The 23,892-nt window shown below is 36.9% G+C and carries 13 protein-coding genes; 11 read left to right on the forward strand and 2 right to left on the reverse strand.

Annotated elements, in window-relative coordinates:
- Position 1: 1 nt before the first annotated feature.
- The 3 genes from ZPR_RS04325 to ZPR_RS04335 all read left to right on the forward strand — a co-directional run bounded on the left by ZPR_RS04325 (position 2) and on the right by ZPR_RS04335 (position 3,177).
- The gene (locus ZPR_RS04325; protein WP_041579611.1) at positions 2-1,249 is read left to right on the forward strand and encodes a hypothetical protein; all 1,248 of its coding nucleotides are present in this window, start codon (positions 2-4) and stop codon (positions 1,247-1,249) included.
- Between the two features lie 75 nt (positions 1,250-1,324).
- A complete protein-coding gene (locus tag ZPR_RS04330) occupies positions 1,325-1,747 on the forward strand; it encodes a secondary thiamine-phosphate synthase enzyme YjbQ (protein WP_013070398.1) in 423 nt (140 codons plus the stop codon).
- Between the two features lie 206 nt (positions 1,748-1,953).
- The gene (locus tag ZPR_RS04335; RefSeq protein WP_013070399.1) at positions 1,954-3,177 is read left to right on the forward strand and encodes a glycoside hydrolase family 172 protein; all 1,224 of its coding nucleotides are present in this window, start codon (positions 1,954-1,956) and stop codon (positions 3,175-3,177) included.
- A gap of 163 nt (positions 3,178-3,340) precedes the next feature.
- Here the strand turns inward: ZPR_RS04335 and ZPR_RS04340 are convergent, their stop codons facing one another.
- Both ZPR_RS04340 and ZPR_RS04345 read right to left on the reverse strand, forming a co-directional pair.
- Positions 3,341-4,531 (reverse strand): DUF4861 family protein, encoded by a 1,191-nt coding sequence (locus ZPR_RS04340; RefSeq protein WP_013070400.1) that lies wholly within the window; start codon positions 4,529-4,531, stop codon positions 3,341-3,343.
- Between the two features lie 32 nt (positions 4,532-4,563).
- Positions 4,564-8,619: a hybrid sensor histidine kinase/response regulator transcription factor gene (locus ZPR_RS04345; RefSeq protein ID WP_013070401.1), complete on the reverse strand. Its 4,056-nt coding sequence runs from the start codon at positions 8,617-8,619 to the stop codon at positions 4,564-4,566.
- Between the two features lie 839 nt (positions 8,620-9,458).
- On the opposite strand from ZPR_RS04345, the gene ZPR_RS23650 reads away from it, so the two are divergent.
- From ZPR_RS23650 to ZPR_RS04380, 8 genes are all read left to right on the forward strand, one after another.
- The gene (locus ZPR_RS23650; RefSeq protein WP_233421362.1) at positions 9,459-10,841 is read left to right on the forward strand and encodes a SusC/RagA family TonB-linked outer membrane protein; all 1,383 of its coding nucleotides are present in this window, start codon (positions 9,459-9,461) and stop codon (positions 10,839-10,841) included.
- Positions 10,774-12,354, forward strand: coding sequence for a SusC/RagA family TonB-linked outer membrane protein (locus ZPR_RS23655; protein WP_233421364.1), 1,581 nt, complete (start codon positions 10,774-10,776; stop codon positions 12,352-12,354). The genes ZPR_RS23650 and ZPR_RS23655 overlap by 68 nt, the downstream gene beginning before the upstream one ends.
- A gap of 23 nt (positions 12,355-12,377) precedes the next feature.
- Positions 12,378-12,563, forward strand: coding sequence for a hypothetical protein (locus tag ZPR_RS23345; RefSeq protein WP_041578670.1), 186 nt, complete (start codon positions 12,378-12,380; stop codon positions 12,561-12,563).
- 252 nt (positions 12,564-12,815) lie between these two features.
- On the forward strand, positions 12,816-16,010 hold the full coding sequence (locus tag ZPR_RS04360; RefSeq protein ID WP_201765799.1) for a SusC/RagA family TonB-linked outer membrane protein: 3,195 nt from the start codon (positions 12,816-12,818) through the stop codon (positions 16,008-16,010).
- A gap of 10 nt (positions 16,011-16,020) precedes the next feature.
- Positions 16,021-18,015, forward strand: a complete 1,995-nt coding sequence (locus tag ZPR_RS04365; protein WP_041578671.1) for a RagB/SusD family nutrient uptake outer membrane protein — start codon at positions 16,021-16,023, stop codon at positions 18,013-18,015.
- Positions 18,016-18,019: 4 nt separating this feature from the next.
- The gene (locus tag ZPR_RS04370; protein WP_148211651.1) at positions 18,020-19,327 is read left to right on the forward strand and encodes a BNR repeat-containing protein; all 1,308 of its coding nucleotides are present in this window, start codon (positions 18,020-18,022) and stop codon (positions 19,325-19,327) included.
- A gap of 22 nt (positions 19,328-19,349) precedes the next feature.
- Positions 19,350-20,585: a glycoside hydrolase family 88 protein gene (locus ZPR_RS04375; RefSeq protein ID WP_013070409.1), complete on the forward strand. Its 1,236-nt coding sequence runs from the start codon at positions 19,350-19,352 to the stop codon at positions 20,583-20,585.
- A 29-nt stretch (positions 20,586-20,614) separates the two neighbouring features.
- Positions 20,615-23,782, forward strand: a complete 3,168-nt coding sequence (locus ZPR_RS04380; RefSeq protein ID WP_013070410.1) for a beta-galactosidase, LacZ type — start codon at positions 20,615-20,617, stop codon at positions 23,780-23,782.
- The last annotated feature ends 110 nt before the right edge of the window (positions 23,783-23,892 follow it).

Below are 23,892 nucleotides of genomic sequence, written 5' to 3' on the forward strand. Positions count from 1 at the left end.
AATGCTTTTTACTGTCTTTTTCTTTTTGGGTCTGACCGGTTTTGCCAATAAGATTTTGGTGCCAATGGATCCGGATACGCAGCAAAATCATCTTAAAGCCTACGGGATTACCTATTTTGCTTTGGAACATCAGATTAAAGCGCAGTGGTTATTAAATTATCGCGGTGGTTCTTTTCTTTTTGATGCTGAAGATCTTTTAGAAAAAGAATGCAAAATTAGAGGTGTTTCTTTTGAAATATTAACCGATAATGATGCATTGGCCATATTGGATGAAATTTCCAGTCCTTCTAAAAATATGGAAAGTGTGATTTTAGAAAAGGCTCCAAAAATTGCGGTGTATTCACCCAAAGGAAATAAACCCTGGGACGATGCGGTAACCATGGCGCTTACCTATGCTGAAATTCCTTACGAAACTATTTATGACACCGAAGTTTTAAATGATGCACTTGTTCTGTATGACTGGTTACACTTGCACCACGAAGATTTTACTGGGCAATACGGGAAGTTTTACAGAGCTTATCGAACTGCCCCCTGGTACATTGAAGATAAAAAGAATGCAGAGGCTCTGGCCGAAAATTTAGGTTACCGCAAAGTATCTGAAGAAAAGCTGGCTGTAGCTTTAAAGATTAGGGATTATGTAGTTGGGGGCGGATTTATGTTTGCGATGTGTAGCGCAACTGATAGTTTTGATATTGCGCTTGCCGCTGAAAATACCGATATAGCTGAACCTATGTTTGACGGGGATCCTAGTGATCCCGGCTATCAATCGAAGTTAGATTTTACAAACTCTTTCGCTTTTACTGATTTTATTCTGGAAAGAAACCCTATGGTCTATGAGTTTTCGTCTATAGATATGACTGCCAAAAGAGCGGTACCTATGGAGAAAGATTATTTCACCCTTATGGACTATTCCGCAAAGTGGGACGTAATTCCTACGATGTTAACCCAAAATCATACAAGACTGGTTAAGGGATTTATGGGGCAAACCACTGCGTATAACCCGGATAATATAAAAGCTAATGTGTTGGTGATGGGAGAGAATAAGGTAAATGGAGAGGCAAGGTATATCCATGGTGTAAAAGGAAAAGGATTTTTTACTTTTTATGGAGGTCACGATCCAGAGGATTATCAGCATCGAGTAGGAGATCCTAAAACCGAGCTGGAGTTACATCCAAATTCTCCCGGCTATCGATTGATATTGAATAACGTATTATTTCCGGCTGCGAAAAAGAAAAAGAAGAAAACATAAGGATCTTGGTTAAAAAAAATTGCTTTTTTAGCTAAGATTTATCTGTATTTATATTTTAAATAGAAGAATGATAAAATGAAGATATTTCAGAAACAAATAGCATTAAAACCTAAATCCAGGGGATTTCATTTGGTAACCAGTGAAATTGTAAATCAGTTTCCCGAGATTGGTGAAATTCAGCAGGGTATTTTACAAGTGTTTATAAAACATACTTCTGCTGGATTAACGATAAATGAAAATGCCGATCCTACCGTAAGGGATGATTTTGAAAGTCATATCAATAAAATGGTTCCGGAAGATCAGCCTTATTATCGTCATACTTTTGAGGGATCAGACGATATGCCGGCGCATATTAAAGCCTCGCTTATGGGGACATCAGTTCAAATTCCAGTCACTAACGGTAAATTAAATTTAGGGACCTGGCAAGGTATTTATTTATGCGAACACAGGAATCACGGAGGTTCCAGAAAACTCGTGCTTAGCCTTATGGGAGCTTAAACCAGATAGATGGTTTCCCCTTTCCCTTATTAGCCAATAGGTAATGATATTTTGATGAAATCTCTACAACTATCTTATCAGCATTTTTTGAAACGGTAAAAGGTTTTGCAATTTATAATTTATGGGCATGCCCAAGATTGTTGATTAGGGCTTCCATTTCATTTTAAAATTAGAACCTTTATTTTTTAATCCTAAAAATAAAGTTTATGAAAAATAGAATAATTTCTGTTTTCTTGGTTGTTTTTGGTCTTTTAAACGGTCTTGCTCAGGAACTCTATGATATTCCTGATGGAAAGGCAACAAGATGGGCAAGCTTCGAAAATGCTAAGGCCGAAAAGGGCGGCGGTGGTAAAGAAAACAAAGGTGCCAAAGGCCATCCATTTGAACGTATTCCGGCGGGGAAAAGCCTTGATCTTTTGGATATCGATGGCAGCGGTACGATAAAAAGGATCTGGCTAACCATTAGTGATCGTTCGCCCGAAATGCTTCGGGCATTAACTATTAAAATGTTTTGGGAAGGTAGTGATAAACCTGCCGTAGCTGTACCTTTGGGAGATTTTTTTGGGTTAGGTTTAGGACAAAAAACAGCTTTCGAAAACAAACTATTTAGCGATCCGGAAGGCCGTTCTTTTAATTGTTTCGTTCCCATGCCGTTTCAAAAATCGGCTCGCATTACGATAACAAATGAATCCGATAAAGATTTAGATGCCATATTTTATGATATAAACTTATTGAAGGAAAATCATGAGGGTGAATTATTTTATTTTCATGCCTATTGGAATCGTGAGAAAAATACCACTTTAGGAGAAGCGTTTAAGATCTTGCCGAAAATTAATGGTAAGGGACGTTTTATAGGAACTAATATGGGGATTGTTACCAATAAATTATATAACGATACCTGGTGGGGTGAAGGCGAGGTAAAAATGTATATCGATGGCGACTCCAATTTTCCAAGTCTGGTAGGTTCAGGAACAGAGGATTATGTAGGTACGGCCTATGGACAGGGAACTTATAATCATATGTTTCAGGGATCGCTTCTTGCCGATAAGGAAGAGGGCGCATTTGCATTCTATCGGTATCATATTCCAGACCCTGTATATTTTTATGGGGATATTAAAGTGACTATTCAGCAAATGGGTGGTGCTCCCAGAGATGTGGTTCGAAAATTGGTAGAAAACGGAGCAGATCTAATTCCGGTTACCATTGATCATGCCCCTAATTTTACAAAATTATTCGAGCTAGAAAATGCTCCTAAGCTTGAGGATAAGGATTTTCCAGATGGATGGACTAATTTTTATCGTAGCGATGATGTATCGGCAACGGCCTATTTTTATTTAAATAAGCCATATAGTGACTTACCACCACTTCAAACTGTAGAGTTGAGAACAGCGAATCTAATAAAGGCCGCGGTTGTAAAGAATGATTTGTAGATATCAAGTGCAGCTAAAAAGTACTTTGAAATTTTGACTTAATCAGCACTTCCAAAAAGTAATAATACTGCGATCCCGATGATTATCAGGGTGCGGCGATCTGGTTTAGACCTCTTGGGTGTGCATTGAGGTAATGATTTAGTAACTTTCTTCTTTTTATTTTTCAATGATATTCAAAATCAACTTTCAAAGGAGAAGCTATAATTTTAGTCTGTTTTTTTATGATTTCTATCCAGTCTTCTTTACTACTTACATCTCCGCTTTTTTCCCAGGCAAATCCTGCATAATAAGTAAACGGACTTTTAGGAGTAGTAGTAACTAAAAGATTGCTTTGATCTGGAAACTTACTTGTATAAGCAAATGCCGAGTCGATTACAGCCGGTTTCATCACAATACCTTCTCCAACCTGTGCATCATCGATACGCTCCCAATGCATAATCCAGCCTTCTTCTTTATCAATCTCGTATTCTCCTTGATTGTTGTGCAATGTAATTCCGGTGGCGTAATTAGGGATTCCATCTTCAGCTTCTATGCTAATTTCAAATTTTGAAAAATGAGATCCTAAAGCTAGGCTAATTCTTTTAGTTTCTTTTACATTATAAGGATCCCATGGGGCATAGCTTAACTCAAATATGGTTTTTAATGGGCCGCTGGCAATGGTTTTATATTCCACAAAATTTTGAGAAACATACAGACTGTCATTTTCAAAAACACCAAGGCCTCCTAACCCGCGACTATTACCTACATGGTAAGGATCATAACCTTCGCCATGATCTGTATGGTAATATCCTGGATTTTTAACATGTTCAGCATACCACTTGTTGATAATGGATTTGTTGGTGCGTTTTAACCAGATATCGATCCCGCTGGAAAGAGTGCTTCCCTCCACACCTTCTAAAGCCTCTTTCTGCCCTGTTGGACCATAGGTTCTAAAAGCCACTTTATCATTTTCCCAGGCGTAATCATCTGTTCTTTCAGGAACAAACCTGGAATATGCCACGGCTTCTTTTTCGGGCATTGCAAATGAGCTGTCGCTTATTATTTTATAATGCGAAGTTTTATGGGCAGCAACTTTCGCCATAAATAAAAATTCTTCTGGAGTACCATCTTTATCGTAATCGAGCCATTGATGTCTTATGGTCTTTCCAGTAGAATCTGTTATAAGAATGTAATCAATAGCAGCTTTTTCGAATTTGTCTAATAAGTTTTTAGCATCAAAACTTACAATTTCATTTCTATCAAAATCAAGGTCGTTACTAACTGAAATTGAAAAACCTGACTCTTCGGTTTTTTTGGGTTTACATCCGTTCGCGAGCAGCAGTCCTAGTATAGCAGTAGTAATTATTCTTTTCATTTTTGTTGAGGTTCCGTTTAAAATTTTAGTTTTTAGGTGAGGTCTTTATTCAAAGAAAAATCAGAAGGTAATCGCCCAAATTTCTCTTTAAAGATTTTTCTAAAGTATTTCATGTTATTAAAACCAACTTCGAAAGCGGCCATCGATATATTTAATCCTTCTTTTTCTATTAAATATAAGGATTTGTCTAGTTTTATATCACGAATATATTCGTTAATACTGCTTCCGGTAAGTGCTTTTATCTTACGATACAGCGATGCCCGACTCATACCCATTTCTTCTGCAATTATCTCTACAAGCTTTCCTTGTACCTGAATATTTTTATGTACGGTATTTTCGAATTTTTTGAGGAATTGCTTTTCTATTTTAACCTGTTTACTTTCCGTAGCAGTTTCTGTACTTTTATTTTCTTCTTTTTGAAGGAGCTCTTTTTGTAAACTGAATTTACGATCCAGTAGATTTCTAATTCTTGCTTGAAGAATGGCGGTACTAAAAGGTTTGGTGATATAATCATCTGCTCCTTCATTATAACCAGTTATAATAGATTCTTGTGCATCTTTAGCCGACAGTAAAATTATGGGAATATGTGTTGTTTCTTTTTTAGATTTTAAAGTGTTGGTAAGGTCTATACCGCTTTTTTCTGGCATCATAATATCAGAAACGATAAGATCTGGAACATGTTTTATGGCCATGTTAATCCCTTCCTGCCCGTTTAAAGCATGCAAAAGATCATATTTCTCTTTTAAAATTGACGATAAGTAATGATGAATATCTGGATTGTCGTCAATAAGTAAAATTAATTCCCTCTCGGTATCCGGATTAAGCAATGCACGATGTTCCAATTCCTTATTTTCGTTAAGGATATCAGCGGTTATTTTTACAAAATCGGTGACTTCAGAAGTATTGTCAGATTCCAAAAGATCTGGTTTTCCTTTTGGTAAGAAAACTTTAAAGACGGTAAATTGATTTTCGATGCTTTTTGCCGTAATTGCTCCGTCATGTAATTCAATAAAACGTTTAGAAAGGGCAAGTCCAATACCGCTTCCGTCTTTCTTCACTTTTTCGTCTGAATGATAGTACCAATCAAAAATATAAGGTAAAATTTTGGCAGAAATACCCGTACCATTATCTTTTATTGAAAATTGATAACCATTGCCTTTTGCCTTTAATTTGATCTTTATCTGATCTCCTTTCGAAGTATATTTTAAAGCATTAGACATTAAATTATTAAAAACGATATGTATTTTTTCCAGATCGCAGTAAACTGGTGATGATGCTAAATCGATATGCTTAATTATTTTAACCCCTTTTTTGTGAGCTATAGGCTCGTACATTTCTATCCATTTTGATAACAGCCTGGTAAGTTGATGCTTCGTGATTTTTAGTTTATTTAAACCATCTTCACTTTGCCTAAAATCGAGTAATTTGTTTATTCTGCTTAATAAAGTTTTAGCATTTTTTTCAACGATCCTTAAACTATTAATGTGTTCCTTTTTTCGAATTTCACTTAGTAAGCTTTCTACCGGAGCCAAAATCATCGTAAGCGGAGTTTTAAGCTCATGTGAAAATCCTGTATAAAACCGAAGCCTTTCTTCATTAAGATCATGCTCTAACTGTCGCTGATTTTTTTCGAAAATCAATGATTGTTTTAATTTAATTTTATCTGTATAATATTTTAAGCCAAACCATAGCAACAATACAGCAGTAATAAAATAAAGAAGATATGCTGGCAGGGTTCTCCATATAGGAGGGATTACCTGAATAAATAACTGATTTGAAGATTCCAGATAATCGTTATTATTGGTTTTTAATTTGAGCCTATAATCGCCTGGAGGCAACTGGCTAAAGTTAATCCGATTTGCATTTTTGATGTTGATCCAGTGATCATTATAACCTTCCAAAATATAAGAGTATTCAATATTATCTGATCTTGGATATTTCAGAGAAGCAAAATCCAGGGAAAATAGCGCCTGATTGTGATTAATACTAATGGTATCGGTTAGTGAAATGGATTTTTCCAGGATCGTCTGAGTACTGTCATTTAGACTTATAGATTTTCCATAGACTTCAAGATTTTTAAAAACAGTAGGGAAATTTGTTTTAACAGGATGAGATAGATCTTTAGTGTCAAAAATATTTAAACCTTTGTTACCCCCTATCAATAAAATACCATCCTGAGTTAGGAGGCTGGCACCAATATTAAATTCACTTTCCTGTATGTTATTAAAGTTGTTAAGGTTTTTAATGCTATTTGATTTTAAGTTATAAAAACTTATGCCAGAATTAGTCCCCAACCAAAAATTTCCAGATAAGTCCCGGGTAATGGAATTGATGGTATTGTCGCTTAAACCGTCATTGGTTGTGAACCGTTGTACCGTAGCGTTCGCAATGTTCATTTTTAGTAAACCTTCGTTCATGGTACCTACCAAAAGGTTGTTATTATCTATAAAATGAATGCTAAAAACAACGTTTGTTGGGAAATCGATATTTCCTGTATGAAAACCTGAATATTGTCCTGTTTTATGATTGTATTTTATTAGTCCGTTGCCGTAGGTAGCAAGCCAAATTTCATTAGTATCTTTTTGGGTAATATCGCGAATATCAAGCTTGCCAAGTTCATCTATATATATAAAACTATCTTTTTTAGAGTTATATTGATATAATCCGCCACGATTGGTTCCTACCCAGATATTACCCGATGCATCCTGGAATATAGATCGTACATCACTGCCCTCAGATACTTTACTATCTAAATAAGTAGTTAATTTCTTTGATTTAAGATTATATCTGCTTATTCCTTGTCGATAGGTGCCAATCCAAAGATTTTCTTTTGAATCTTCTAATAAAGAAAGTACCAGATTTGTAGGAAGAGGAAGGTCTAATTTTCCGAATCGTTTAGATATTCGGGAATAGGTGTTAATTCCTCCACCATCGGTTCCAATCCAAATATTATCTTCTTTTCCCTTTGCAATAGCTTTAACACGATCGTGGGAAATTTTGATATCTTTATTTGTTGAATGATCGATAAGCTGTATGGATTCTCCTTTTGGGTCTACAAAATCAAAACCAGCCTCAGTACCGATCCATATGTTCCCATTGGAATCTTTATAAAGGTTTAAAATATTTCTGTTAAAAACACTACTGCCATCGTTTTTGGGCGAAAAAGATTGAATCCTAATTTCTTCCTTATTAAATAAGGAGGTGGGGTCAAGAATATTTAGTCCACCATTTCGAGTTCCTATCCATAACAAACCTTGATCATCTTCAACCAGGCTCCGAATAGCATCATCTGTAAGTTTACTATTCTCTTTATTAATATGTATAATTTCGTTTCCGTCAGCAATAAGCTTTAAACCTTCATCGGTTCCTACCCAGTGTCGGTTTTTTGAGTCGGTATATATAGTATTAATCCTACCCTGAAATAACTTTTCTATATTTGTTATTATAGTATCATTTATAGAAATACTGTAAATACCATTATTATAAGTACCCGCAAGAATAGTATGGTCATCCCTTAAATCTAATGTGCTTATACGGTATTCTTTTAATAAAACGTTTTCTGAGATATTATTTCGTTGAACTGCTATGTGTCTGTTCCCTTTTATAAAATGAACACCAGAAGAATAATCTCCTACTACCAGCATATCTTTCGATAATTCTATGATACTTGTGATACCATCAGAGAGATTGGAATTTTCTATTGATTTTTTATGAAATAAATTTTTCTGAATGTCATAAGTGTGAATCCCGCTATTAGTGGCCAGGTACAAATTTCCATTTGTAGAAGGTACGATTTGTTGAATATAATTGTTGAGCAGTCCTGAATTTTCTTTATCAAATTTTTCGAATTCATTACCATCAAACCTGTTTAAGCCAGAATTTGTGCCTATCCATATAAAACCTATTTTATCTTCTGTAATTGAACTAACCATATTATTGGATAATCCATTTGAAGTGTCATAATGATAAAACTTGAGCCCATTAGGAAAAAGAGAGCTATGCTCACTATCCTGAGCGGAGATTTTCAAACTTAAAAGAGAAACAATAAGTAAAAATTGGAGTTGGATTTTTGTTTTTATGATTCTCATAATCCGTATTTTGGAATGTGATTCTGCCTACCCGCAATTAGAACGAAAAGGATTTGTGATTTTATGAAAATATGTTGCGAATATTAATAAATATATAAAATAAAACAAGAATAAAATAGGTTTTTGTTAGTGTGTTTTAGTTAATATTGTGATTTTATTTAAAATTTGTGCTCTTTTTTATTCTTCATCTAATAGAGCCAAATGATGTTATACTATATGTACCTCGAAATTCATCAAAAATGAATGAAGTAAACTACGAAAAGTAAAGCCTAGCAGAAAATGGAATTATACCTAAATTGAGAATCCTTGAATATAGTCACTAGGATTAATAAAATATAAAGTTCTGATTAACTTTACTTTATTAACATCGGTTTTCAATTCTTCGCTTATAGTCATTTCAAATGACAATAAATCTTATCCTAAATTGAAAAACAAATATGAAGGGAGCTCTAAATTAAACCTGGTGGTGGGCATATTAAATGTGATGATACCTTATTATACTCCCTTTAGGATAAGCTTTAATTCACTTTGAGTTATAAAAAGAGAGTAAATGAGATTTATAGAAATATTATTTAATATAATCCTGAAAGTTTTGATAGTTTTTTACGAAAAAACAATCAATTAAATATTTGATTTCTAAGTAGTTAGTTATATGTGGTCATTTTACTCCCCTAAAAGTATTATTTGCTACCTCATTACATTAATAAAATTTAAGGAGTATTGCTAAAGTTTTAATAAAGTGAACTAAATCGTTTTCGTTTATTCACATAATTTAATAGCAAATGAAATTATACAATTATTAGTTTGTGTTATCTGCTTTTTTAATGCTGCTTTCGTCCTTGAGCGTATTTGCCCAGGAGAAAAGTATAACAGGAAAAGTTATTGATGAAGAGGGAATACCAATACCCAGCGTTACTGTAAGTATAAAGGGAACTTCTACTGGTACTGTAACCGATTTTGATGGAATGTATTCTATTCTGGCAAAAGCGCAGGATACTATTTTATTTTCCTTTATTGGGTTTGAATCCCAAGAAGTACTTGTAGGGGATCGCAACATAATTAATATAACCCTTGCCGAAAATACTGCAGAATTAGAAGAGGTAGTGGTTGTAGGATATGGAACTCAAAAACGTTCTGATGTAACAGGTTCTGTAGCATCTGTACCGGAGGAACGATTAGAAAATTTGCCCGTAACAGATGTTACACAGGCCATACAAGGCACAACAGCAGGCTTGAATATTACCCAGGGCTCTTCTGTACCAGGATCAAGTGGTTCGATACAAGTTCGTGGGGTAAACTCCATTAATGGCTCCATCAGTCCATTTATTGTCTTGGACGGTATTCCATTTACAGGTACTATTAATGATATTAATGTAAGAGACATTAAATCGATTCAAGTACTTAAAGATGCCTCAGAAGTGGCAATCTACGGAACACGAGGGTCTAATGGGGTAATTCTAATACAAACAAAAAGAGGAGTGGATGGTGCGCCTCAGATCAACTATAGAACTTATACAGCCTTTGAAGAATTCGCAAATATCTTAACTCCACAGGGGCCAGAATCCTATGCTCAGAAATACGAGGATTACTTTAGTCAGGCGTTTCCAGACCGGGAACAGGATCGTATTCTTGAAAATCAAAGTGAGATTGATAACTACAATCTGGGTAGGACAACAAAATGGTTTGAGGAGGCCACACAAACAGGAATAATACAGGAGCACAACCTGAGTATCCGAGGGGGTAATGATAAGGTAAAATATTTTGTTTCTGGTCTTTATCTAGATCAGGAGGGAGTTATTAAAGGATATAACTATAAGAAATTTACGATGCGTTCTAATCTGGATGTTCAAATAACAGACTGGTTAAAAATGGGACTGAATGCTTTTTTTGCTAATAATAATTTTGACGGCGGGCGGGCTAACCTGCTTAATGCGACTGTCATGAGCCCTTATTCGGTTCCCCTTCAGGACAATGGAGAATATCTTATATTTCCAATGGCACCGGAGCTTTTATACGCAAACCCGTTACTTGGCTTAACCACGGATCGCTACGAGCGGGAGCGTACACTTTCTGGTAATGCTTTCTTTGAGATTAAGCCTCAGTTTTTAGAAGGGCTTTCTTATAGAATGAACACCTCATATACCTTAAATCCTTATGAATACCGTAATTATGAGGGAAGGGCCGCAAACAACAACAGGGGGATTCGCAAACATAGGAGGTGATGAAAAAAAAGTATGGATTATTGAAAATATTTTAAAATATACTAAAAGTTTTGGAAAACATAATTTAGACTTTACTGGTCTGTACAGTGCTCAGGCTAATGAATTTTTCAAGAGAAATTTAAACGGAACCGGTTTTATAAATGATCAATTGTCATATAATAATATTGGATCAGCAGAAAATATCGCTGGTGGTACGGAAAGTTCACGTTCTACTTTATTATCGCAAATGGCAAGGATCAATTATTCTTATGATAGCAGGTACCTACTTACGCTTACTGCAAGACGAGATGGGTATTCGGCCTTTGGCGCAAATACTAATAAGTATGGTACTTTTCCTTCTCTGGCCGTTGGTTGGAATATTCATAATGAAGATTTTATGAAAAATGCCGATGAGGTAAATAATTTAAAATTAAGATTTTCATATGGTCAAACCGGTAACCGTGGTGTAAACAAATCCCTGGCTGGTACAATACTTTATGCTTTTGGAGGTACCGCCTATACAGGAACCTTTCTGGCTGGGCTTGGTAACCCCAACCTTGTATGGGAAACGACAACAACTGTCAACTTGGGGATTGATTTTGGCTTCTTAAACAATAGAATCAATGGTACAGTAGAGATTTATCACTCTAATACTGATGACCTTCTGCTCCGCAGAAGTATTCCTGCCCTTACAGTAACAAACAATATTATAGATAATATAGGTGAGGTAAGGAATAAAGGTCTGGAATTTACGGTCAATACCATTAATGTAAGAAATGATAATTTCTCTTGGGAAACCAACGTGAATTTTTCAACTTATCGAAATGAGATTGTAGACCTTTATGGAGATGGGGAAAGTGATATACCTAATAGATGGTTTATCGGGGAATCTCTAGGGGCCATTTTTGACTATAATATGATAGGAATATGGCAGGAAGGTGAGGATACTGGTACTTTTAATGCGCAACCCGGAGATATTAAATTTGCAGACCTCAATAATGATGGTGTAATTGATCCAGAGAATGATAGAAGTTATTTGGGGAATTCTTTACCAAGTTGGACTGGCGGAATTACTAACCATATTTCTTATAAGAATTTTGACTTATCTTTCTTTATTCAAACGGTACAAGGTGTTTTAAAAGGCAATTCGGATATCAGTTATGGAGATGAGGTAGCGAGAAGAAATACACCCGAAGCAGTGGGCTATTGGACGCCTGAAAATCAAAGTAATGAATTTCCTTCCCTTGTTTTCAGAAACACAAGAGGCTATGGTTATCCGAGGGATGCAAGTTATGTAAGGCTTAAAGATGCCCGTTTTAGCTATAGGTTTCCTTCGGCAAGCATAGAAAAATTTGCCCTTACCGAACTTATGGTTTATGTGGCTGGTAGAAACCTGTATACCTTGACAGATTGGATAGGCTGGGATCCTGAAAGCCGACAATATAATCGTGGATCTAGTGATAGTAATGGAAGTTGGAATAATAATTACCCTGTGGTAAGGTCATTTTCATTAGGTGTTAATATATCATTATAAAAGATTTTATTAAAGTGAATTTTATGAAAAATAGAACCGGGATGCTTGTGGAACGTGCTACACGATTAAACCTTCAAAGCCCCAGCGTCCCTCTTCCTGATCTTATGCGTATTGAGGGATTACAGGAATTTCATGAACTTTTTCCCATACCTTTAACAGAGATACAGTTAAATAAGGATGCTGTTTTAGAGCAGAATCCCGGATATTAATAAGCGGGATACAATAATCAAAAAAGGATAAAGAATTAATAAAACTTTTATCCTTTTTGATTATTTATAGCAAAAAAAAGATTTATATAAGTGTTTGATATATAGTTTCTTAATTTTTGGTGAACAGTTTGTACCTCTAAATGTATCATTTGCTACCTCATAGTATTATCAGAATTTAACGAACATTGCTTTTCGATTTAGATTAGAACTAAATCGTTTTCACTAATTCTTATAAATCAATAAATACAGCAAATGAAATTTTACAATTACAGGTTTTTGTTATCTGCTTTTTTTATGCTGTTTTTGTCTATGAGCATATTTGCTCAGGAGGTTTCTATTTCGGGAACTGTGCTGGACGAAGATGGAATTCCTTTACCTGGGGTTACTGTAAGCATTAAAAGTGATCCTTCTAAGGGAACGGTCACAGATTTTGATGGATTGTATACAATCCAGGCAGAAAAGGGCAAGATCCTAGTGTTTTCTTTTCTTGGTTTCGCTACGCAGGAAATTACGATTGGAGATCAATCCACAATTAATGTAACCTTAAAAGAAGATACAGCTGAACTTCAGGAAGTAGTGGTAGTGGGGTTTGGTAAAAAGAAAAAAGTAAATTTAACGGGAGCTGTTGCTTCGGTCGATTCTGAAACATTCGAATCCAGACCGGTACAAAATGCAACACAAATGTTACAGGGCGTTGTAGGAGGTCTTAATATTAGCCAGAGTAGTGGAGGTAGTTTAGAGAATAGACCCTCTATCAATATTCGTGGAATTACCACTATAGGTGAGGGATCTTCGGGAGGTCCGTTAATTCTTATAGACGGAATGCAGGGGGATATCAATACCATCAATCCGCAGGATATCGAAAGTGTATCTGTACTTAAAGATGCGGCTGCAGCTTCAATATACGGTTCCAGAGCGGCATTTGGGGTGATATTGATTACCACCAAAAATGGAAAGAAAGGAGCTCCGTCAGTTTCTTACAGTACTAATTTTAGGCTGAGTTCACCAGTTAATATTCCAGATATGATGGACTCTTATACCTTTGCTTTATTTTTTAATGATGCAAATATAAATGGTGGTAGTGGCGCAATTTTTAGTGATGAACGATTACAAAGAATACGAGATTACCAAAATGGAGTAATTTCAGCTCCAATTATAGTGAATCCTAATAATCCTGCACGTTGGGCCGATGGTTATGCTGAGGGTAATGCAAATGTAGACTGGTATGATGCAATCTATCGTGATAAAGCTGGTTCTCAGGAACATAATTTAAGTGTTCAGGGAGGAGGAGAAACGGTAAGTTATTATTTTTCTGCTAATTATCTGGATCAAAATGGGTTAATGGAATTTAACCAGGATAAATTTAAAAGATATACAACCACAGCTAAAATTAGAGCAAATATTACTGATTGGTTGGATTTTAATTATACTAGCCGTTTTATAAGAGAAGATTATGGAAGACCATCAAATTTATCTGATGGTCTATTCACAGATTTGGCAAGGCAAGGATGGCCTATTTTACCACTTTATGATCCTAACGGATTTTTATATTCATCCCCTTCTCCCGCTTTAGGATTGCGAGATGGAGGTAGAGATGAAAAACAAGACGATTCTCATTATCAACAAGCACAAATTGTAGTACAGCCCATGGATGGTTGGGAAATTTTTGGAGAATTTAATTACCGTATAAAAAATAATTTTAGACACTGGGACATCCAGCAAACCTACAATCATGATATAAATGGAGAGCCCTACCTATACAATCGCGGTTCCCATGTTTATGAGTATGCTTTTCGGGAAAATTATTTCAATACAAATATTTACAGCACCTATAATTTTGATATAAACGAAAAACATAATTTCGGAGTAACTGTTGGTTTTCAATCAGAGTTAAATAAATATAGAGATTTAAGTGGTAGAAGAGATGGGATATTAGTTCCGGGATCTCCTTATCTGGATTTAACTTCGGGAACAGATGCTAATGGAGAAGTAGTAGCACCCAGTATTTCTGGACAATTTCAAAATTGGGCAACTGCTGGTTATTTCGCGCGACTCAATTATAATTATAAAGAAAAGTATTTACTTGAAGCCAATATTAGATATGACGGGACTTCAAGATTTCAGTCAGATAAGCGATGGCAATGGTTCCCTTCTGTATCTGCAGGTTGGAATATTGCAAAAGAAGATTTTTGGGAAGATTTTTCCAGTGATATAAGCACCTTTAAATTTAGGGGCTCCTGGGGGGAATTAGGTAATCAAAATACCAACGATTGGTATCCAACTTATGTAACGCTACCTTTTAATCCCGCAAATGGAAGTTGGCTGGTTAACGGCTTAAGACCCAATACAAGCTCAGTTCCAGGACTTGTAAGTACATTTTTAACATGGGAGCGTGTACAAAGTTGGGATGTAGGATTAGACGTTGCTATGTTTAATAACCGGTTTACTGGTTCTTTCGATTACTTTACTCGCTATACTTATGATATGGTTGGCCCAGGTATGGAATTACCTGCCACCTTAGGAACCGGTTCTCCCGCTACGAATAATACAGACCTTAAAACTTATGGTTTTGAAGTAAGTCTATCCTGGAAAGATCGATTGGATAATGGACTAGGTTATGGAATTGATATTATGCTTTCTGATTCCCAATCGGAAATATTGAAATACCCAAATCAAATTAATGATCTATCCAGGTATAGAGAAGGTCAAAAAGTAGGAGAAATTTGGGGATATGAAACTTTGGGAATAGCAAAAACTAATGAAGAAATGCAGAATCATTTGGCCTCTCTTCCCAATGGTGGTCAGGATGCACTTGGTAATCAATGGGCAGCAGGAGACATTATGTATGCAGATATTAATGGAGACGGCAGAATTGATTCGGGTTCATGGACAGAGGAGGATCCAGGGGACAGAAAGTTAATCGGAAATAGCAGTGCAAGATTTCCTTTTTCGTTCACCCTTAGTGCAGATTGGAAGGGATTTGACTTTAGAACATTTTTTCAGGGAATAATGAAGCGTGATTATTTCCAGGGAAGCTATTATTTCTGGGGAGCATCAAGTTCAGGACAATGGTGGTCAACGGGCTTGGTAGAGCACGAGGATTATTTTAGGGCAGATGCCAATCATCCGTTGGGTCAGAATTTAGACTCTTACTATCCAAGACCTGTATTTAGTGGAAAAAATCAGCAAACTCAAACTAAATATTTACAAAATGCAGCTTACATAAGATTGAAAAATATTCAATTAGGTTATACCATACCTTCAGAAATAATGGAGGGTCTAGGGATAAACAGATTTAGAGTGTATGTTTCTGGGGAGAATTTATGGACAGGCACTAACCTGTCTGGAGTATTCGATCCTGAAACTATTGATGGAGGTCCAGACGATAATGGGAACGTTTACCCGCTTTCAAAAACCTTTGCATTAGGGTTAAATATCAATTTCTAAAAAAATAATGATGAAGAAGTATATAATTTCAATAACAGTTTTTTCTCTATTGCTAAGCTTTATAGGATGTAGTGATGATTTTTTAGAAAGACCTCCTGAATCTGAACTTACACCAGAACAATATTTATTTGAAGAATCGCAACTAGCTTCTTATACTATTAATTTATATGGAATATTACCTAGTCATGGGAATTGGAGCTTTGGTACATTTGGTATAGATTCAGATACCGATAACATGGCGAATATGGATTATGATAATAAATATGTTCCTGGCCAATGGCGTGTTGGTCAAAGTGGAGGAAGTTGGGATTTTGGCAATATTCGAAATGTAAACTATTTTTTATCTACTGTGGTGCCTCGTTATAACAATGATGAAATAACAGGAAGTGAAAGTGGGGTAAAGCACTATATTGGAGAAGCTTATTTCCTTCGAGCTTTCGAATATTTTAATAAAGTACAGTCTTTAGGAGATTTTCCTATTCTTAAAAAAGATTTACCAGATGATCTAACAGTGTTAAGTGAAGCCAGTGAGAGAAGACCGCACCCAGAGGTGGTTAGGTTTATTATTTCAGATTTGGATTCTGCGGCCACTATGATGATGCCTTCTTCGCCAGATGGAAATAAAAACAGGTTATCAAGTTATGCGGCACTTTTAATGAAGTCTAGAGTTGCGCTATATGAAGCAAGCTGGTTAAAAAACTTTAGAGGAACAGCTTTTGTTCCTAATGGTCCTGGTTGGCCTGGAGCAAACAAAGATTACAATCAGGGGTGGCAATATGAAGCAGGAAGTATAGATGCCGAAATTGAGTGGTTACTAAATCAAGCAATAATGGCAGCTGAGGAAGTAGCAGGGGCATTTCCATTAACTCCAAATAACGGTGTACTACAACAAGCGGTTTCCGATGCGCAAAATCCATATTTCGATTTGTTTAGTGCAGAAGATATGTCAGATTTTAGTGAAGTTATTTTATGGAGAGATTATGATCAGGGATTGGGTATCGTCCATAACGTACCTGTAAATGCAATGCTTGGCAATTATGGTGTAGGTTTGACAAAAGGACTGGTAGATTCTTTTCTTATGGAGAACGGATTACCTATTTACGCTAATGGTTCAGGATATGCAGGAGATGATTATATAGAGGATGTAAGGGATAACCGAGATGGCAGGTTATGGCTATTTTTAAAGCAGCCAGGACAGGTTAATGTTTTATATAACGAACAGGCAGGTAATTCGGTAACGCCAATAGAGCCTATACCAGACATCACCAATAATATATGGGAAAAAGGGTATTCTACAGGTTACACCATTAGAAAAGGTTTGAATTATGATGGTACGCAGGCAAATAATGGCCAGGGATATACAGGAAGCTTAGTATTTAGAGCAACAGAAGCTTATTTAAATTATATTGAAGCTTCTTATTTGAGTACAGGAAGTATAAATGCCACAGCATCCGGATATTGGAGAGCTATAAGAGAAAGAGCAGGAGTTGATGCTGATTTTCAAAAAACAATTGTAGCTACAAATATGCAATTAGAATCCAATGGAGACTGGGGGGCTTTTTCTGCTGGACAGCTTATTGATCCCACATTATACAACATTCGTAGAGAACGTAGAAATGAACTTTTTGCAGAAGGTCTTCGATGGATGGATCTTAAAAGATGGAGGGCTTTAGATCAGTTAATTGATAATAATTATCATATTGAAGGTTTTAAACTTTGGGGCCCTATGCAGGAATGGTATGATGAAGGGAACTTAAAGTTTGATGTTGCAGATGCAACTGTTTCATCACCCAATCGAAGTGAATATCTAAGACCTTATGAGCAAACAGGAGCTGAATTGGTTTACGATGGTTACAGTTGGGCTATGGCACACTATTTAGATCCCATTGCAATTCAACATTTCTTAATCACTTCTGAGAATAAAAATTTGAGTACTTCTCCAATTTATCAAAATCCGGGATGGCCATTAAGTGCAAATGAAGGGGCACAACCTATAAATGAATAATATTATGCTCAAAACTTCTCCTACTATCTGCCTTTCGCTATTGTTCTTTATAGCTTCATGTTCTCCAATAAGAACTAAGGATATAAAGGTAGGAGAAGGATGGGCCAATAATTCGGTTAATACCACAATTTTTAGAAAGAATGCAATAACATCAGCGGGAGAGTATCAATTTCTGGGATATTACGATAATAACGAGCACATGATTATTGCAAAAAGGAAACTCAATTCATCAAATTTCGATTTAAGTAGTAGTGATTTTACCGGCAATGCGAAAGATGCACATAATTCGATAAGCCTTGCGGTAGACGGCAATAAACAGTTACATGTAAGCTGGGATCACCACGATAATCCTCTAAATTATGCAGTTGGCGACTCGATTTTAAGTCCACAACTTGGTGATAAAACAAGGATGACAGGTAAGGATGAAAATAAAGTTTCTTACCCACAATTTTATAATCTTAAAAATGGAAATCTTCTCTTCCTATTTAGATCTGGACAATCCGGGGAAGGTAAACTGGTTTCAAAACTTTATAATATTGAGACCCAAAATTGGACAGATTTGCATGAGAATCTTATAGATGGTGAAGGAGAGCGAAACGCCTACTGGCAAGCTAGTGTAGATACAAAGGGAACGATTCATTTATCATGGGTGTGGCGTGAAAGCTGGGACGTTTCTACCAATCATGATATGGCCTATGCCAGATCTAAAGATGGTGGAAAAACCTGGGAGAAATCGACCGGTGAAAAATATTCTCTGCCTGTAACAGCTGAAACCGCTGAATACGCCTGGAGGATTCCGCAGAAAAGCGGATTAATTAATCAAACCGCTATGACGACCGATACAAACGGAAACCCTTTTATCGCCACTTATTGGACAGAAAATAATAAAACCGATTACCAAATAATCTATCTGGAAGATGGAAAATGGAAGCACGAAAATACTAATTTTAGGAACACATCATTTCAATTAGGCGGTGGGGGAACTAAAAAAATTCCGATTTCAAGACCGGATATTTTACTTAAGGAAACCAAAAATGATCCCACGATTTATCTTTTGTTTAGAGATCAGGAAAGAGAAAACAAAGTTTCTTTAGCCTATCACCAGTTGCATACCAATAAACCTTGGGGAGTAATTGATCTTACAAAAGAATCTGTAGGCGAGTGGGAACCGAATTATGATTTGCAACTTTGGGGTAAAGAAGGAAAATTACATGTTTTTGTTCAGAAAGTCACTCAGTTGGATGGAGAGGGGCTTGCAACGGCACCACCTACAGAGGTTCGGATACTGGAAGTTTCAAATTTGCCGAGGTAATAAATAATTATAGATAAGCCTAATGAAATTAAATACAATTAAAATACTTAGCATTGTTGTTTTTTTGATCACGCTGATTTCCTGTAAAGAGAATAAAAATATTGAAGAAAAAGAATCTTCGGAAGCTGAATTAACTAAAAGCATTTCCGAAGAAAAAATAGATTCAGTAAACCAGTTAGCGGCTAATCAGTATTTAGCAATGTCCGAAAGCTTAGAGGAAAGTAGGTACCCAAAGACCTTTTATCCTAAAAAGAACAAATTTGAATCCAGTAATTCAGGTTGGTGGACAAGCGGGTTTTATCCGGGAACGCTCTTGTATCTTTACGAAGAAACCGGTGAGGATAGTTTAAAAATTGAAGCTGAAAGGATATTAGAAGATCTTAAGAGAGAAGAATCTAACACCTCTACGCACGATCTTGGATTTATGATGTTTTGCAGTTTTGGTAATGCCAACCGTATTGATCCAAAACCAGAGTATCAGGAGATTTTAATGAATAGCGCTAAATCACTGGCGACACGTTATAATGATACGGTAAAAGCCATTAGATCCTGGGATAGCGCTTCCTGGAATAAAGCAGGGGAAGATGATTTGGTAGTGATTATAGATAACATGATGAATCTGGAGCTTTTGTTTTGGGCTACGGAATATAGTGGTGACAGTGCCTACTATGATATTGCAGTAAATCATGCGAATACTACGATGCAAAATCATTTTAGGGATGATTATAGTTCCTATCACGAAGTAATCTATGATGAAAATACCGGAACTGTAAAAAAGCAAATTACAAATCAGGGATATGCAGATGAGTCTTCATGGGCAAGAGGACAGGCCTGGGGTTTATATGGATATGTCGTGATGTACCGGGCAACCAAAGATGAAAAGTATTTAGAAATGGCAAAAAATATCGCCAATTTTATATTAAATCATACTAATCTTCCAGAAGATAAGGTGCCTTTTTGGGATTTTGATACTGATAAAATTCCAAATGATTTAAGAGATAGTTCTGCAGCTTCGGTGATGGCTTCGGCTTTATTAGAATTATATGAGTTTACAGATCAAACGCAATATTTTAAAGCTGCTGAACAAATGTTGAAAACCTTATGCAGTCCTGAATATTTAGCAAATCAGGACGAGTTAGGTGGATTTTTGCTTAAACATGGTGTAGGAAACATGCCTAATAAAACTGAAGTAGACGTACCATTAACTTATGGCGATTATTATTTTGTTGAGGCTTTAAAACGATATAAAGAAATTTAAAAAACCGAAAATCGAATTATACTAAAACTATGAAAAAGACCTTTTTAAGCCTACTAGGGTTGTTATTGTTTACGGTGGGCTATACGCAGCAAAACGAGTGGGAAGATCCCACTAAAGTAGACCGCCATAAGCTTGATGGCCGAAGTGATTTTGTACTCTACACTTCCGCAAAAAAAGCTTTACAAAACGATCCCCAATCCTCAGCCCTGTACCAAAGCTTAAATGGTACCTGGAAGTTTAATGTGGTACCACACCCTGGTGAGCGCCCAAAAGCGTTTTACGCCCCCTCTCTAAATGATAGTGACTGGGAGAATATTAAAGTGCCTTCCAATTGGGAACTGGAAGGTTTCGATCTTCCTATCTATACCAATGTCACCTATCCTCACCCTAAAAACCCACCCTATATCGGGTTTCCTTCAGATCAGAAAACAGCAGATGGAGAGGTGATCAATAAAAATTCCAAAGATGGGGATGAAGAAATTTATAACCCGGTAGGGACATACCGCAGAACATTTACCATCCCTACATCCTGGGATGATCATGAGATTATCCTTCGTTTTGGTTCCATTTCAGGTTATGCAAGGATTTTTGTAAACGGGAAAGAAGCTGGGATGACCAAGGCCTCTAAAACCCCGGCAGAATTCGATATTACCAACTTACTAAAAGAAGGTGACAATCTTTTGGCGGTACAGGTCTTTAGATGGCATGATGGTAGCTATCTGGAAGATCAGGATTTTTGGCGCTTAAGTGGTTTAGAACGAAATGTGTACCTACAGGCAGTTCCTAAAACGACGCTCTGGGATTATTTTGTAACCAGCGGACTGAGCAATGATTACAATGATGGCGAGCTAAACGTTACCGTAAAACTTAAAGAATTTGATAAAGGAAGTATCAAGAAGCCAAAAGTAAAATTCACCTTACTGGATCCTTCAGGAAAACAAGTCTTTACCCAAACAAAGGAATTAGGGAAAAAAGCTACCCAAGTAAGCTTTTCAAAAACATTGGCCCATGTTGAAAAATGGAGTAATGAATTTCCAAACCTTTATCAGTACACGATCAGTTTATTAGACAAAAAAGGGAACGAGATGGCCGCACTGGCCGGGAAAACCGGTTTCCGTGAAGTTGAAATTAAGAATGCCCAACTCATGGTCAATGGCGAGCCCATTACGGTAAATGGTGTGAATTTGCACGAACATCATCCCGATAAAGCCCATACACCTGACCGCGAGATGATGCGTAAAGACATCGAGGTGATGCAAAAAAACAATATCAATGCGATACGGATGAGCCATTATCCCCACGATTCGTATATCTACGAACTGGCCGATGAGTACGGAATGTACGTGGTCGATGAAGCCAATATCGAAACCCATGGAATGGGCGCCGAGTGGCAGGGCAACTTCGATAAATCAAAGCACCCGGCCTATCTGGAAGCATGGGCACCAGCACATATGGACCGCATTGAACGAATGGTAGAATTTCATAAAAACCATCCTTCTATAATTGTTTGGTCTTTAGGAAACGAAAGTGGAAATGGTCCTGTATTTTATGATGCTTATGATTGGATCAAAAAGCGCGATACCACCCGTAAAGTGCAGTTTGAGCAGGCCGGGGAGAATAGAAATACCGATATCGTTTGCCCGATGTACCCAGGGATTAACCATATGAAGGCCTATGCCGAAGATGATAGCAAAGAGCGTCCTTATATTATGTGTGAGTATTCTCATGCGATGGGGAACAGCAACGGGAACTTCCAGGAATACTGGGATATTATCGATAGCAGTGATCATATGCAAGGAGGTTTTATCTGGGATTGGGTCGACCAGGGATTACGTGCGGAAACTGAAGACGGAAGGGAATTCTGGGCCTACGGTGGTGATCTTGGCGCAGGGAAATTGCAAAACGATCAAAACTTTAATGCCAACGGTCTGGTAAGTGCCGATCGTACCCCGCACCCGGCTTTAGAGGAAGTTAAAAAAGTATACCAAAACATCAAATTTGAGCTGGATGGGAATTCACTACAAGTAACCAACAAATTCGATTTCACCAATCTGGATGCTTTTGATTTTAAATGGCAATTACTTGCCGATGGGCAGGTCGTAAAAACCGGGGAATTCAATTTGAATGTTGCGCCGAATAAAACCAAAGCTGTGACGATAGCCTTACCAGAATTAGGAGATAAAGAGTATTTCTTAAGTGTTTATGGCTATACCAAAAAGGCCAAAGCCATGGTGCCTGCCGGTCATGAGATGGCCAGAGAACAGTTCAAAGTAGGGGGAAACACCTATTTTGATGCTGCTGATATCGCAACTGCTGGACAGCTAAATGTAAGCAAGAAAGGTGATCAGCTTCAGTTTTCAACAGAAAAAATCGAAGGTGTTTTCAATACCAAAACCGGAAGCTTTGAATCCTATCATTTAAAAGATCATCAGCAATCACCAATCTCGGTATTCCCGGAGCCTTATTTTTGGAGGGCACCTACCGATAATGATTTTGGGAATGGGATGCCACAAAAATTAAAAGCCTGGAAAGAGGCGACTCATAATGCTACAGTGACCCATGTTGAAGTCGCTAAAAAAGCTAAAGAAGGGCAGCAAATTACGGTGACCTATCAGCTTGGTGGCGTAGCCGTGCCATATACCGTAGCATATTTTATCGAAAACAATGGTGACATTAAAGTTACGGCTACTTTAGACAGTGATAAAGACTTACCCGAACTTCCCCGTTTTGGAATGCGAATGGTACTGCCGGGAGATTACGACAACCTGGAATATTACGGTCGCGGTCCATGGGAGAATTACTCCGATCGAAATACCTCTGCTTTTATGGGAGTTTATAAAGATCAGGTAGAAAACCAGTTTACCTGGGAGTATATTCGTCCGCAGGAAGCAGGGTATAAAACTGATGCGAGATGGATTCGACTTGAAAATAAAAAGGGAGCCGGGTTACAGATTACCGGGGAACAACCCCTGGGCTTTAGCGCATTGAATATACCGACAGAGGATCTGGATCCGGGGGAAGGGAAAGCCCAACGTCACCCTACCGATATTACGGTTCAGGATAAGGTGTTTTTACATATCGACCTGAAACAGCGTGGCCTTGGTGGTGATGATTCCTGGGGACGGTATCCGCATCAACAGTACCGATTGGAAGATAATAGTTATCAATATTCCTATATTATTTCTTTAATAGACTAGTAGTTAAAATTGGTATAGCAATAAGAAACTTTATGGAATCTTAAATTTAAGAGTTAGACTCTAAAATAGATTCTAATGATATTACAGTGTGAGTTGGGAACTATACCCTA

The sequence above is a fragment of the Zunongwangia profunda SM-A87 genome, from assembly GCF_000023465.1.
Classification (GTDB): Bacteria; Bacteroidota; Bacteroidia; order Flavobacteriales; family Flavobacteriaceae; genus Zunongwangia; species Zunongwangia profunda.

Coding starts and splice junctions, on each gene's coding strand:
- ZPR_RS04375 (WP_013070409.1), top strand. CDS start 19,350: ATGAAATTAAATACAATTAAAATACTTAGCATTGTTGTTTTTTTGATC.
- ZPR_RS23655 (WP_233421364.1), top strand. CDS start 10,774: ATGAATACCGTAATTATGAGGGAAGGGCCGCAAACAACAACAGGGGGA.
- ZPR_RS04335 (WP_013070399.1), top strand. CDS start 1,954: ATGAAAAATAGAATAATTTCTGTTTTCTTGGTTGTTTTTGGTCTTTTA.
- ZPR_RS23345 (WP_041578670.1), top strand. CDS start 12,378: ATGAAAAATAGAACCGGGATGCTTGTGGAACGTGCTACACGATTAAAC.
- ZPR_RS04345 (WP_013070401.1), bottom strand. CDS start 8,619: ATGAGAATCATAAAAACAAAAATCCAACTCCAATTTTTACTTATTGTT.
- ZPR_RS04330 (WP_013070398.1), top strand. CDS start 1,325: ATGAAGATATTTCAGAAACAAATAGCATTAAAACCTAAATCCAGGGGA.
- ZPR_RS04325 (WP_041579611.1), top strand. CDS start 2: ATGCTTTTTACTGTCTTTTTCTTTTTGGGTCTGACCGGTTTTGCCAAT.
- ZPR_RS04380 (WP_013070410.1), top strand. CDS start 20,615: ATGAAAAAGACCTTTTTAAGCCTACTAGGGTTGTTATTGTTTACGGTG.
- ZPR_RS04365 (WP_041578671.1), top strand. CDS start 16,021: ATGAAGAAGTATATAATTTCAATAACAGTTTTTTCTCTATTGCTAAGC.
- ZPR_RS04340 (WP_013070400.1), bottom strand. CDS start 4,531: ATGAAAAGAATAATTACTACTGCTATACTAGGACTGCTGCTCGCGAAC.
- ZPR_RS04370 (WP_148211651.1), top strand. CDS start 18,020: ATGCTCAAAACTTCTCCTACTATCTGCCTTTCGCTATTGTTCTTTATA.
- ZPR_RS04360 (WP_201765799.1), top strand. CDS start 12,816: ATGAAATTTTACAATTACAGGTTTTTGTTATCTGCTTTTTTTATGCTG.